The following is a 13,511-nucleotide window of genomic DNA, read 5'->3' as shown; positions in this document are numbered from 1 at the left end:
TCGCAAACTGGACCAAACCTTACAATAATAAATCAGAAATTGAATTTAGGTTATCAGCTGATAATTAATTTGTACGTGCATGGCGGTCTCGAAAGCATTCGTTTTATCAGGTGTTGAAATATTCCCGCGCGGCGTCCGCATCTTTTATTTTGTGCCGATTATCTGCTGGCATATTCACTAATGGGTTAAATTAAAAGAAAGTGCAGCAGCGGCTGACCGGAGTGCCGGCCCAGCGCCAAAAGCGCCACGAGTTTGGCGTAGCAAATTTGGGTTGGTGTATTTATATGTTTTCAATTTTTTTCGAAACCTATGAGCGAGATCAAAAATAAGGAAATAGTGCCTTAGAATCCGATATACCAAAGCTGATGGCAAAGAAAGCCGTTGACGGAGGATCGGAAGCCTAAAACCGGAAGGTAAGTGTCAGCGTCACATTTCGTGGAGCTCCCGGAAACAAGCGAAGGTAATTCTGGACCTCTTGCAATGGTTGTAGCTGGGATCATGACTGGAAACAGAGGGAGGGCACGGGCAATGAGCGATATTACCAGGGATTATCTGAGCAAATTCTGGGAAGTTACCGACGAAATTCTCAATGCGATCCTGTTCCTGCTCATCGGGTTGGAGATTGTTATCGTTACCTTCGAAGTAAACTATGTCATCATCGGCTTGCTCACGGCCATTTAATTGTTATTGTCCGATTCGCGGTGCTTTATTCTACTGCTACCACATTCGGGTTTATCAAACAACTCGGGCCCGGAACTTTGAAAATAATCGCGTGGGGTGGTCTGCGTGGCGGCATCACCATTGCACTTGCTCTGTCGCTGCCGGCCAGTCCGTATAAGAACATTATTGTCTCAGTAACTTTTGTGATTGTGCTTTTCTCAATTGTCGTGCAAGGGCTTACTATTGGTTCATTAATCAAAAGATTAGCACGTGAGACCAAATAAAGACAATCTTGTTACTAGATCTTTTCATCTGCCTGTGCTGCCGTAGCATTATGTTGCTTCCTGTCATTTTATGCCGCAGCACTATCAGCATTCAAAGTGCTTGTTGTTATGCCCCCGTTAAGGTCTTATTGGACGCGGATTGTCTATTCTAATGAGGAGGCGAATAACCTTTCGGCCATTTTCTGGTCATGGCCATAGATGTCCTTTCTAAAATTAAGTTTGCCGGTATGGTCTACCCAGGCGGTGAAGTAACCGATGAAAACAAGTATTTCGTTGCTGCCGCGCAAACATTATCATCATCAAACAAACGAGCGAAGCATTTATGCGGCTTCGTGCTGAATTTTGATCACATATTATTTCTACCGTTGTTCAGTTGTATATCTTATCATTGATCCACCATTGAGCATTTTTGATAAGCATACTAAAATGGACGTAAAATGCACCAACTGCCAATAAAGCAAATGCTGTCCAGATAACCAATCTGTCCTCACTGAACAAGGGATTATAAATATTGATCACAGAAAAGAAACTGCCCGTTATTGCCCAAAGCAATAGCCAAGGCCAATCACTTAGACTTTTCTTTTTGGCTTGGAAAGAACGGGCAATCAGCAGAACGCTGCGTATCAAAAGCCAGACCCCTGCAAATAAGGGAAGAGATATGGCGGCCAGAATGGGGTTTGTAATGAAGATAATTCCAAAGATCAAATCCAAAATTGCCCCGGCCAGAAACCAGCCCCAACCTTTGAAAAACTTGCGGTTTTCTATGCAAAAGGCAAGCTCACAACCGCCGCTGATCATTAGCATGGCAGAAAAAAATATGCTCAGTTCATCGTAGGTTATAGACGGATTCCGTGCCACATATACCCCGGAACCGATTAACGCGACTCCCGTGAGCATAAAAATCCACCAGTAGTGAATGGGGTGTTGAGCTTGCTTGATAATGCTTGTCATTCCTGTAAGTTTATCCTGGTATTCCATTGCTGTGGGTTCCTATTTCCATCACAACCCTACCTTGGATTGTTCCCGCTCTCATTTGATCAAAAACAACATTGATATCTTCCAGTCTGGCCGTATGGACTGTTGCTTTTACTTTTCCTTCCAACGCAAACTCGATGGATTCAGCAAGGTCTTTTCTTGTCCCGACAATGGACCCTCTCACAGTATAGCGGTTCAATACAGTTTCAAAAATAGGCAGGTCAAAACTTCCGGCGGGCAGTCCGTTCAATGCAATGGTCCCTTTTCGCCGCAGCGCTGAAATCCCCTGTTTGAATGCAATCGGTGAGACAGCAGTTACCAGTACACCGTGCATGCCGCCTGTCTCTTTTTTAAGGAATTCGCCCGGGTCTTCTTCGAGCGCATTCACAGTCAGGTCTGCTCCAAGGCTTTTTGCCAGATCCAGCTTGTCCTTATTGACGTCTATTGCGGCCACATGCATGCCCATGGCTTTTGCATATTGCACTGCCAAATGGCCCAAGCCACCAATGCCTGAAATCGCAACCCATTCGCCCGCTTTGGTTTCGGTTTCTTTCAGGCCTTTGTAAACCGTTACGCCCGCACAGAGGATCGGCGCCATTTCGATCATGTTGGTATGATCCGGCAAGTGGGCGACATACCTTGCGTCTGCGATCACATATTCGGCAAAACTGCCATCGACGCTATAACCACCATTTTGTTGGGCTTCACATAAGGTTTCCCAACCGGTAATGCAGAATTCGCAACCGCCACACGCGCTATACAGCCAGGGAACGCCTACAATGTCTCCTTCTTTCACTCTGGTAACCTCCGGCCCCAAGGCAACTACATAACCAATTCCTTCGTGACCTGGAACGAGTGGCATTTTTGGTTTTACCGGCCAATCACCTTCCGTCGCATGCAGATCAGTATGGCAAACGCCGCTGGCAATGACTTTTACAAGAATTTGATTTCTGCCAGGTTCTTTAACAGGCATCTCTTCGATTTGAAGCGGTTGGCCAAATGCGTGGACCACGGCTGCCTTCATGTGCTTTGGTAACATAGCTGGATATTTGTGCAAGTGATGCATCATCAAAGAGGCTGTTGTGCTCATTGATGAATGTTGATCATTTAGCATGAACCTCAAAGGTGAGGCTATTTAAATCAGCAATGGTGATGAATTACAGATAATCAAGCATTTAAATCATTTTACCGGCAGGAAAGCCTGTAGAGCCTGATTCACTAAAAGCGGAATGAAACCAGAATAACATAATGCTAAAACACAGAATTTAAGAATCTATGTTGTACAACATCGTTTGCAAAAGAGTGTCTCTTACTTGTGTCAAAAAGTACACCGCTCGGTGGGCGTGCCAACGAATAAATCTTATAATTAACTACGGAGAATGATGATTATAATGGATACAGTAGCTTCAAATTTCTTTTATTTCTTTCGTTTTATTTGTCGTTAGCGGAAATATCAGTGGTGACGAAGTACAGTCAATTGCAAAAAGAAAGATATAAAAATAGTGCAAACACCGATCCGAAATCCAGTGCCTATGAAACGATGATGCGTAAAAAATGGTGGCATCGAAGTCGAGAAGTGCCAAATTAGGCCAATGATAACCTTTGTTTATAGGAACCAGGAGAAGATTTAAACGGTCGTTTTTCTTTAAATTGACGATTGCCTGCCATTTCTCATTTTTTGCCATTTAATGATTACATGCTGGTCTTTTGGTTCACTTTATACTAGTTGACCCTACCTTTAATTGTAACATGAAATGCTCTCGCTACATGTTAGTTTCTTGATTCTGCTGGATAACAAAGCTACTTAGAGATAATAACCAGCTCAGCCGGGTTCGATCAAATATGATTCATGTCTTTACCACCACAGGTGAGCCAGAATTTACAAAGTATCAGAAATACTGACTTGAGATACCCTGAAGGTATTTAAAACATATTTGCTTCTCACACATAACGAAAAGCTCACCTTTTGAGCAAAGTCAAAAATTGAGAAAGTGGCAAATGCTGTAAGAGCAAATTACGACTTTATTACGGACTGGATACTATCTATCAATTCAGGTATCGATCCCGTCTTCTTAATGTATTTGTCCACTCCGAGCTGATCAAGCCTGGTGTGCCACTGCTCAGGAATGGAACCGGAGTAAATAATAATAGAAGGGTTATCAAACGCTTTTAGTTGTTGCAAGTGCAGTAAACATTGGTCACTATCTACTCTGGGCAAGTGTAAATCCAGAAATACATATCCCGGGGGCGTTGCTGACCCATTTTTGAAATGGGCTACAGCCGACTCGCAGTCAGAGAAGAATAGGCAGCTTAAATTTGGGTCAAGCTCTTGAAGTGCCATGCTTAAAATTTCGTGATCATCCGTATCATCGTCAATCATCACAGCTAATTTGCTATTTCCCATGTGCTAAAAATTATATACTTGTGGCAAATATCTTTGTCTGGAAACTAACTTAAAATTTATGCCAGCAGGAGCAGTTTGGTTTTTTCAGAGATACAAAAGTCACGCGTTGTTACTCACCAGCTGAAAAGCGGCCCAGGCGTTTGTTATAATGAATTTTACTAAATATGCTACAAAGATTGGTGCCTGGTTTTAGCATCCTGGCCTTCTTTTATACAGAAGTTGCATATGGACTATATTGAATACGGCAGATCAAATTCTTTTAATAGCTTAAAGATCAAAATTGGTGGTCGGCATTGTCATCGACAATATACAATTCCCTGTTTATAAATTCCCGCAAGCCAAATCAACAAAATACTATAAGCGCTGCGGATAGGTTTGCGGTATTATGATCCGGAATGCTGTACCAGTATCAGGAAGGCTCTCCACATGCATTTTTGCACCCAATAGTTCACAAAGGCGTTTGACTATAAAAAGGCCGATGCCTTCGCCCTGACCACCTTCCAGATCCTGCATTTGTGAAAGCAAATCATGACTTTCAGGTTCATAAACTTGACCGTAATCATAATCTGTCAGGTTGGAAAGCAGTTTTTGCGGAATCCCACGACCCGTGTCTGATACTGAAAATTCCCAAGCCAATACCGGAAGCTCACCAGAAGGGGGCAGCGCCTGCCAGTTAACTGATACGCCGCCCTCACTTGTATATCTTAGAGCGTTTAAGATCAGGTTTTGGGCAATGCGGCCGACTTTAACCTGATCGCCTTCAACTGCCAGATCGTCATCACCAGAAAAGTTGAGTTCTAGCCCCTTGGCCCTTGCGATCTGCAAAGATCCTTCACATAGCTGGGAGAGCATAGCGGAAGCATTAAAAGGCGCAATATGCAGTTTTTCTTCTCCTGATTCCAGGCGGGAATAATCCAGAAGCTGGTTGATCATTTGGGTTACCTGTTCAAGGTTCCGCTGGATCACGGCAAGGGTTTTGGCCTGGTCTTCCTGGGTCTCCATCTGGTCCAAAAGCGTAGTCCCACCCGTAATGATACCAAAGCTGCCCCTGAGATCATGAAATGTGGACCTTAAAAATGAGCCGCGTTGCTGCACATATTCTTTCATCACATTTAGTGACTGGATCATTTCATACGATCCTTTGAGCTGGGAGTTTAACTCGTCCTGCTGTTGGCCAGCCTCTTTAAGGAGTGTAATGTCAAGTTCTGTAATGGCTACGCCATGTACGTGCCGAGTGAGGGCAATGCCAAGCCATTTTTGCTGTTCTTCTATAAATAGCTCCTCGTAATAGGGCTGATTTAAGTCAAGTACATCTTTCATACAATCCTGACGCTGCCCTGGCAGCAGCTCGGAGGCCAAACGGCCCACCAGTTCGTTGACCGTACTTTGAAAGGTGTCGCTAAATTTGCTGTTGCAAACCACAAGCGCAAAATCTGCTAATTTACCAGCGTCATCGCAAACGGCCTTAAAAAAGCCGATGGAAGCCGGAGAGCTGTCGAGTACCGCCTGCAAGTTATTAGCGGTCTGGATCAATGCTGAATTGGAATCTTTGAGCTGCTGGGTCCTTTCATCAACATGGCCTTTGAGCTGTTGGGCCATTGTTTTTTGTTCATGTATGTCCGTACTGCTTCCAATGTAACCGGTAAACTTACCATCCTGGGAGACCATCGGTTTGGCGTTTTCCAGTACCCAGTGGTAGTCCCCGTCTTTACGCAGGAGCCTGTATTCAAAACTGAATGGTTTTTGGTCCCGGGCATGTTCAAAAAAGGTTTCCCGGTAGGCTTCCAAGTCTTCGGGATGGATCGCTTCATATAGGGTGGCGGCTTTTTCGTTAAAAGACTGACCCGTATATTCGGTCCATGCCTTGTTCAGGAAATTAATTTTTCCATCAGGGCCACAGACCCAGATCAAAGCAGGCGCATTATCGACAAGGTCTTCAAACCATTGTTGCCGTTCAATTAACAGTTCCTGCGCTTTCCTATGCCCGGTAATATCTTCGAAAACGACTAAAATTGTGAGTTGTTTTTGCTGGACAACTTTTCTAGCATGGACCAGGATTGTTCGATCACCGCCATCTGAAAATTTGATATTGACCTCAAAACCATCAATCGTTTCATTTCTGGAAAGCACATTATTTAGTAAATCACGAAAACCGGTAAAATCCAGTTGTCCGCTGCCAAATTCGCTGATCGAACTCCCCTCGGTCCTTTCAGGGCTTGTTTGAAAAATTTCATAGAACGCTTTGTTGGCAAGTTTGACCTTAAGATGCTCGTCGAGCACCAGGGTGGCTTCTTTGATGGTGGAAAGGATAGCCTCTGAATACTGGTATGATTCGGTCAGTTGCTCGTTGCGGCGGTGCAGTTCCTGGTTGATCGTCTGAAGTTCCTCGTTGGAAGCCTCTATTTCTTCTTTGCTGGTTTCGAGCTCCTCATTGATACTTTGCAGCTCCTCATTACTGCTTACAATTTCCTCGTTGGCAGATTGCAGTTCCTCATTGCTGGACTGCTGGCCCTCGATAATCGAGTGCATGTCCTGGCGGAGTGCAGTGAGCTCATCTTCCAGTTGCTGATTTAAAACAGCCGCATCGCCAGATGTTTTTTTACCGGCCTTATTTTGCGTGGACTCCTGGAAAAGCACCAGGAAAAGCTGCTGGTTGGATGTGTTTGTAATGGGTACGGCTTCGATGTCAGCATAGAAAGAATTCTTACCGGATTTGATGACCAATCCGCTCTTTTTTGTTGGCTTACCGGATTGGCGCGCCTTATGAAGAATGTTACGTAATTCAAAGACTACCGAGGGGGGCGCCATTTTTGTCAGGTTCAAACTGGCTTTGCCTGGGGTATGTTGCAGAAAAGCCCCGGTCGCACCGCGGAACTGGATAATCTCCAAATCCTGATCGACCACTACGCTTGCAGGCACGTATTGGGCAAGAAGCAGTTTCTCTACGATCTTATCAAGCTCACTTAAAGGGGTAACGTCTGTTGTTTTAACGGGTGTGATTTTTACGTCTGTTGAAACAGGGTTTTTCCTGAATGTCATATCAAGTGGAATTTTAACCTGCGTATTGTTTTTACGGGCAAATATTTTATGGGATTTCTCAATTTGTGTAAAGTGGGCCGGAGAGCTGCCGGCAGATTCAGATTTACCCAAAAGTAAAAATCCATCGGGTTTTAGCGCATAATGAAATGTTGAAAAAACGTTTTTTTGGAGCAGATCATCCAGATAGATTAACAGATTACGGCAACTGATCAAATCCATTCTGGAAAAGGGCGGGTCACTCAGAAGATTGTGGGGTGCAAAAACACAAAGGTCGCGAACAAGCTTGTTGACACGGTAATGCCCGTCGGTATGGGTAAAAAACCGCCCCAGACGGGCTTCTGTGATGTCATCAACCTCGCTTTGGGTATAAATGCCCAGCCGCGCTTTGGTGATCGCTGTTTCGCTCAGGTCGGTAGCAAATATCTGTACTGGTATACTGACAGCACGTTCACCCAGGATTTCCACCAGCATGATCGCCATCGAGTAGGCTTCTTGGCCGGTTGAGCACCCCGCGACCCAGACCCTTAACGGATCTTGATCTGCCCTGCTTTTTATGATCTGAGGGAGCACATGTTTTTTAAGGTGGTCCATGGTCTGCTGGTCCCTGAAAAAACTGGTTACGTTAATTAAAAGGTCGCTGTATAGTTTCCCAGCCTCGGAAGGGTCCTGCTGAAGATAACTTAAATAATCCCCAAGCGTCTCCAGCTTATAGAGCAGCATCCGGCGGATGATCCTTCGTCGGATCGTGGTTTTTTTATAATTCGCAAAATCACTACCTACTGCCGATTTGACAAAGGATAGGACTTTATCCAGGTCCTGGTCTGAGCCGTCGGGTCCGCTACCTTCCGCCGTTTCACTGGTAAGTTGGAAAATAGCTGCTTTTTTGCTCAAAAGGACCAGTTCCGCTGCTATTTCAGCAGGGGAAAGCACCATATCCACCACACCTTCACGGATGGCAGACTGCGGCATTCCCTGATGCGCGGCAGTTCCATCCTGGGCAAAAGTCACTCCCCCCGCCACTTTGATAGCTTTTAGCCCCTGGGAGCCGTCAGAGGCCATACCGGACAATACAATCCCGATTGCCCCGTCCTTTTGCCTGTTTGCAAGCGAAATAAAGAACTGGTCAACAGACAAATGGATGGATGGCTTTGGTTTTCTTGGCATCAGCGCCAGTGCGCCATCTATTACTTCCATGCCCTTGTTGGGCGGGATGATGTAAACATGGTCGGGCTCTATTTGCATTAAATGAGTAGCCTCGCATACGGGCATGGCCGTAGCCGCCGCCAGGATCACATCAAGCTGGCTGTCATGGTCAGGTGAGAGGTGTTGAATATAGACATAGGCAAGCCCTGTATCTGCTGGCAAATGCCGCAACAGCTCTATTACGGCCTGCTGGCCGCCAGCGGAACCACCTATTGCGACAATCGGGACGGGGCGGTTACCTGGCCGTAGGTCTTTGTAAGCGGTATTGCCTTCCTGCTCCATTCGTATAGCTGTAATTTTGACAAAGTCTGTTTATGTAAGCCAGATTAAATGGATAAATACTAATTCCAGGTTTTACAGGCCTTTGTGTAGTGGTTGTGGCAAAGCGATGGTATCCCACCAGAAGCTGCAGACGTCCCTTAACTTGGAAAATGACTTGGCAGGGTCAGCTGATTTGAGCAGGTAAGCGCTGGCCTGCCCTGCGTAACTGGCCGTTCTGTCTTTGGGGTGGTTTGAATAGCTCAGGACAATCACGGGCACGGCTGGCAGGTTTTGCGTGGTCATGAAATTTCGGATATCGGCCAAAAGGCCCAGGCCGTCGTGCCGTGCAGGTAAGTACAGGTCTAGAAGTATCATTTCAATGGGAGGCTTTACAGACGCATATTCGTTTGCCAGAAAATCAAGGGTACTACTTTGATCGCTTTTATGGATCAATGCGATATCTGGTAAAGCCCTTTTAAGGGCCATCTCTATCATCTCCCAATGGTCGTTGTTATCTTCTACTACGAGAATGCTTTTGTTGCGAAAATTTTTAGAAATTACCTGCTCATCAATACCACGGTAGTTGTTTAAGAAGCAGACATTGACGGCCTGGGCTATTTGAAGATACCCGGAATAGTTGACCGGCTTTATGATGAAGGCGTTTGCCCCCTGGTTATAGCAGTGCTTGATCAGATCCTGGTTGGAAGTGGTCGAAACCATCATGACAGGTATGTGCCGGTAGAAGGGATTGGATTTAATCTGTTCCAGAGCTTCCAGCCCGCTTACCCTTGGCATATTCATGTCCATCAAAATCAGCGCGGGTTGATCCGCCTGGTCTTGGGGCAAGGCTTCAAGCAGCAACTGCCCATCATGGATCTCTATTATTTCTATGTCTTTGATTTCGTTTTCCAGCGCCTCTCGGATCAGCATCCGGTCGTCGGTGTCATCATCTACAATGTATACGGTTTTATTGGCCTGCATAATGTTGATAGGTTGTGTAACTTCTTTTCAATCACATCAGCAGCAGCTATTGTCAGAGTAAAGATCCTAAGTATAATTTCGGGTTATAAGTGCGTTTACCAGACTATCCGGAAGCTTGCAGCGTATCTAAAAATTCCGTCGGCATGCTTACAGGCCCGATCGGGGCCAGCGGTGCGGTTATCCCCAGCATTTTTTTCTTTTGCCTTTTTTTTAGGGTATAAATGGACTGCTCTGAAATAATAATCCCAAGCTCGTCTTTGACCTGCTCTACGACAACAATGGCAGGTAGTTGAAAGAGGGTATCCCCATAATATTTCAACAAGACATCAAACCGGCCTTTCAAATTGTTATCAAAGGCCTGAAGAACATATTTTTTGTCCATGACTCCGATTTAGGTCAAATAATGCACTAATATAGGAACAATAAACCGGGATCAACATCGCATAGATCAGTAATAAATCAAGGTGATTTAAATCAGTATCCGTATACACCCTTCATAATCAATGTACTTACCAGCTTGATTCAGGAACGCTTTTTGCAGTAGACCTGTCAGTTACATTAAAACATGACTGGATCACCATTTAAGCCTTTGCTATGAACACCACAAGCAGCCCATTCAGTCATAGCAATTTTGATGAGAACGTCAGGTTGACCACTGCCTTAGAGCTGGCTGTAATAGGAAGCTGGCAGCTGAGCCTGTCTGATAAACAGGTTTGGATGTGTGACCAGTTTAAAGTACAGTTTGATTACCAGGGTGGAAATGTTATCGGCTGTGAGGATTTATTTGAACTTGTCCATTTAGATGATAAAATCCGGGCCCGGCAAGCGTTCAATGACGCACTTGTACCGGGAACGGCTGGCAGCTTTAACGTTGATATCAGGTCAAGGCAATATTCTAATTCAGCTGAGCACTGGCTAAACTGGAAAGGGAAGGTGTTTTTTCAAATTAACGGGGAGCCTTACCAGTTTTCAGGAATTCTGCAAGATATTTCGCCGGCATACACCAGCAAAAATACCTTGGTTGAAGACCGCAGTAAAAACCGCGTCGTAGAACTGGAAGATATCAACCAGCAGCTTGCAACGGTTAACGAGGAGTATTGGGCTGCAAATGAAGAGCTTTCTGTGGCAAATAACCGGCTTATACGTTCAAATGAAAATCTTGAGCAGTTTGCATACATCGCCTCGCATGATTTGCAGGAGCCGCTTCGCAAAATCCAGTCCTTTGGAAACCTGCTTAAGGCCCGGTTTTCAGAACAGCTAGGAGAAGGCATCATATATTTGGACAAGATGCAGGCTGCTGCCAGACGTATGTCGGTATTAATTGAAGATATATTGGCTTTTTCGCACGCAACGCTGCAAGATTCGGGGATTAGTCGGGTAGCTCTTAATGAAGTCGTCAATGATGTAATGGTTGATCTGGAAGCAGCTATCCACCAAGCCGGGGCAGCGATAGCCGTACCGGTATTGCCACAGGTTAGGGGTGATGCGGCACAATTAAGCCAATTGTTTCAAAATATATTGAGTAATGCGATCAAGTTTAAACGGAAGGGGACCCAGCCCGTAATTGAGATCAGATGGAATATTGTCAGTTCATTGGATTTACCTGATCACGTGCATCCGCGTACTGTCACTGCCGCATATGACCGTATAGACATTTCCGATAATGGCATCGGATTTGATCAACAGCATAAAGACCGCATCTTCAAGCTATTTCAAAGGCTTCATAGCAAGAGTGAATTTGAGGGTACTGGTATCGGTCTGGCTATTTGCGAAAAGGTAATTGGAAATCACGGAGGGGCTATCGGGGTCGAGAGCCAAATCGGAACCGGCTCGACATTCAGTATCCACTTTCCTATAAGTTAGCGGCGCAAGCAGCTGAAATCCGTTCTAAAATAGATTGCATCTATACATAATTGGTTAAAATATAACTTGGACTGTTGTGTTAAATGTAGGTTTGGAGCTAAAAATGAACACTTATCAAGGCGTAATAAACAATAAATAAGGCACCTTAAACTGTACTGCTGACTGACTGACCCGTCCTGTAAAGTGTTGACAGTATCTAATTTTTGGCAAAAGCAACTTTTATAGAACGTACTTCCCGGATCCAGCGTGCCGGCTTTTTATCATTGGGTGTAATGATCCGAAATGGACCTTCACCGGTTCCAAATGGCTGCCCGTCTTTTGTTGTGGCAAGCAGAATTATCTGATCTGTAAATTCTGGATCAATCTCAGCCAGTGAATACAGGACCTCATAGCCATCGGCCGCTGTAATTAACAGATACTTGGCCAGGTTTTCACCGCGCAGTTTTGCCCCAGTTGTCACGCCCGCTTTTTCAAGGAGCTCGATCAAAGCAACTCCAGCGAATACATGCTCTTTACCATCCCGGTCTTTAACTTTATGGCTTACCTGTTTAAAGCTGGATAGGTCTGAAAGTTTCAGCTCTAATGGTGTTGTCACTTCGCCACCGATGGAAAGCGTCGCTGTATTTTGGGCGAGTGATGAAAATGTAACACCAAAAAACAGCAACAGGACTGCAATGCAACGCTTGGAAATCTTAGGTTTATACATATTTCAAGGATTTAGAACGAGATGGGGATTAGAAAATGCGGGATTGGAGATAAAAGAAGAATCGGTAAGCATACCTAGAAATGCAGCCAGATCGGCTTTCTCATTCTTTGTGAGCGCCAGGTTCTTGCCACCGGCTTCATTGGAAATGTCTTGTAGAAATGTGCTAAGCGTCGGGCTTTGCACAATGTGTTCGCTATAATGGTCAAGGACTTGCTCTATAGTGGTGAACCTTCCATCATGCATGTAAGGTGCGGTCAGCATGATATTGCGCAGGGTAGGGATGCGAAACCTTGCCCGGTCAGCAGCCTGCCCAGTAAACTGCTCTCTGCCGATGTCAGCAGCTATGCTGTCCAGACCATTGTTATGAAAAAGCTCTTTAAAGGTTTTAACCCCGCCATGGCAATGGCCGCAGTTGGCGCCACGGATACCACGCTTAGGGTCTGGGCCGTTTTCGAACAGTTGTAAGCCTCTTAGCTGCTGAGTAGTCGGCTTAAACGTTCCAGCCAAATAGTGATCATAGTTGGAACTGGCAGAAATCAGCGTCCTTTCAAATTGGGAAAGCGCTTTTAGGATTTTGTCTTCCGTAATTAGGCTGCTTCCAAACGCTTTGGCAAACAGCGGTGGATACAGGGTGGTCTGACTTAGCTTTTTGGCTGATTCGCTGAGTGGTTGCCCCATTTCGTGTTCATTGGTTAATGGGAATTTGACTTGCTCTTCAAGGCCAGGCGAGCGCCCATCCCAGAAGAAATTGCGAACCCAAAGCAGATTAGTCAGCGACATAGAGCTCCTAGTAGTTAGAGAACCATCGGTGCCAGTGCTGAATGCTTTTCCATCTGTGAAAGCTTGTCTTTGCTGATGGCAGCTTTCACAAGATATATTGTTACCAGCTGATAAGGCTTTATCGTAGAACAGAAGCCGCCCAAGATAAACACCTTCCTTGGTGGTAGGATTATTGGCTGGAATTACGAACCGCGAGCCGAAATTGGCGGGATATTGCAAAACATAGGGCTCGGTATTTTTGCCCTGAAATGATTGGATTATACCGCAAGAAATGAAAAAGGCGCAAACCAGGCTGGCTTTAAGCCAACCTGGTTTGTTTGTTAAAACCGTTTTCAACAAGTTTCTCATTTAAGTA

General features: G+C 45.1%; 11 protein-coding genes. 3 read left to right on the top strand and 8 right to left on the bottom strand.

All coding sequences use genetic code 11. The features are described 5' to 3' along the window. Positions 1–417 precede the first annotated feature (417 nt). On the top strand, positions 418–681 hold the full coding sequence (locus FHS68_RS26540) for a cation:proton antiporter domain-containing protein (protein WP_167269070.1): 264 nt from the start codon (positions 418–420) through the stop codon (positions 679–681). A gap of 20 nt (positions 682–701) precedes the next feature. Beyond that, entirely contained in the window at positions 702–944 is a 243-nt protein-coding gene (locus tag FHS68_RS26535; protein WP_167269069.1) for a cation:proton antiporter domain-containing protein, read from the top strand. Positions 945–1,313: 369 nt separating this feature from the next. On the opposite strand, the gene FHS68_RS08325 is transcribed toward FHS68_RS26535, so the two are convergent. From FHS68_RS08325 to FHS68_RS08300, 6 genes are all read right to left on the bottom strand, one after another. Next, positions 1,314–1,895, bottom strand: a complete 582-nt coding sequence (locus FHS68_RS08325) for an HdeD family acid-resistance protein (protein WP_167269067.1) — start codon at positions 1,893–1,895, stop codon at positions 1,314–1,316. Between the two features lie 10 nt (positions 1,896–1,905). Continuing rightward, positions 1,906–3,009 carry an alcohol dehydrogenase AdhP gene (gene adhP / locus FHS68_RS08320; protein WP_229211822.1) on the bottom strand — a complete coding sequence of 368 codons (1,104 nt, stop codon included), beginning with the start codon at positions 3,007–3,009 and terminating at the stop codon, positions 1,906–1,908. Between the two features lie 924 nt (positions 3,010–3,933). Next, positions 3,934–4,323 (bottom strand): response regulator, encoded by a 390-nt coding sequence (locus FHS68_RS08315; RefSeq protein WP_167269064.1) that lies wholly within the window; start codon positions 4,321–4,323, stop codon positions 3,934–3,936. Positions 4,324–4,677: 354 nt separating this feature from the next. Continuing rightward, positions 4,678–8,847, bottom strand: coding sequence for a CheR family methyltransferase (locus FHS68_RS08310; RefSeq protein ID WP_167269062.1), 4,170 nt, complete (start codon positions 8,845–8,847; stop codon positions 4,678–4,680). A gap of 72 nt (positions 8,848–8,919) precedes the next feature. Then, positions 8,920–9,807 carry a response regulator gene (locus FHS68_RS08305; protein WP_167269060.1) on the bottom strand — a complete coding sequence of 296 codons (888 nt, stop codon included), beginning with the start codon at positions 9,805–9,807 and terminating at the stop codon, positions 8,920–8,922. 103 nt (positions 9,808–9,910) lie between these two features. Next, entirely contained in the window at positions 9,911–10,189 is a 279-nt protein-coding gene (locus FHS68_RS08300; protein WP_167269059.1) for a hypothetical protein, read from the bottom strand. Positions 10,190–10,401: 212 nt separating this feature from the next. Between FHS68_RS08300 and FHS68_RS08295 the strand changes: the two genes are divergently transcribed. Beyond that, the gene (locus FHS68_RS08295) at positions 10,402–11,670 is read left to right on the top strand and encodes a PAS domain-containing sensor histidine kinase (RefSeq protein ID WP_167269057.1); all 1,269 of its coding nucleotides are present in this window, start codon (positions 10,402–10,404) and stop codon (positions 11,668–11,670) included. Positions 11,671–11,866: 196 nt separating this feature from the next. Here FHS68_RS08295 and FHS68_RS08290 read toward each other — a convergent pair whose 3' ends face one another. Both FHS68_RS08290 and FHS68_RS08285 read right to left on the bottom strand, forming a co-directional pair. Continuing rightward, entirely contained in the window at positions 11,867–12,376 is a 510-nt protein-coding gene (locus FHS68_RS08290; RefSeq protein WP_167269055.1) for a molybdopterin-dependent oxidoreductase, read from the bottom strand. Between the two features lie 3 nt (positions 12,377–12,379). Continuing rightward, entirely contained in the window at positions 12,380–13,492 is a 1,113-nt protein-coding gene (locus tag FHS68_RS08285; protein WP_229211821.1) for a cytochrome-c peroxidase, read from the bottom strand. Positions 13,493–13,511 lie beyond the last annotated feature (19 nt).

It is taken from the genome of Dyadobacter arcticus (assembly GCF_011762185.1).
In the GTDB taxonomy this organism is placed as follows: Bacteria; Bacteroidota; Bacteroidia; order Cytophagales; family Spirosomataceae; genus Dyadobacter; species Dyadobacter arcticus.
This window is presented reverse-complemented; position numbering and strand designations above follow the sequence as displayed.

What these genes read in the sequence shown, in the direction of transcription:
- FHS68_RS08325 (WP_167269067.1), bottom strand. Translation starts at nt 1,895, where the DNA reads ATGACAAGCATTATCAAGCAAGCTCAACACCCCATTCACTACTGGTGG.
- adhP (WP_229211822.1), bottom strand. Translation starts at nt 3,009, where the DNA reads ATGAGCACAACAGCCTCTTTGATGATGCATCACTTGCACAAATATCCA.
- FHS68_RS08315 (WP_167269064.1), bottom strand. Translation starts at nt 4,323, where the DNA reads ATGGGAAATAGCAAATTAGCTGTGATGATTGACGATGATACGGATGAT.
- FHS68_RS08310 (WP_167269062.1), bottom strand. Translation starts at nt 8,847, where the DNA reads ATGGAGCAGGAAGGCAATACCGCTTACAAAGACCTACGGCCAGGTAAC.
- FHS68_RS08305 (WP_167269060.1), bottom strand. Translation starts at nt 9,807, where the DNA reads ATGCAGGCCAATAAAACCGTATACATTGTAGATGATGACACCGACGAC.
- FHS68_RS08300 (WP_167269059.1), bottom strand. Translation starts at nt 10,189, where the DNA reads ATGGACAAAAAATATGTTCTTCAGGCCTTTGATAACAATTTGAAAGGC.
- FHS68_RS08295 (WP_167269057.1), top strand. Translation starts at nt 10,402, where the DNA reads ATGAACACCACAAGCAGCCCATTCAGTCATAGCAATTTTGATGAGAAC.
- FHS68_RS08290 (WP_167269055.1), bottom strand. Translation starts at nt 12,376, where the DNA reads ATGTATAAACCTAAGATTTCCAAGCGTTGCATTGCAGTCCTGTTGCTG.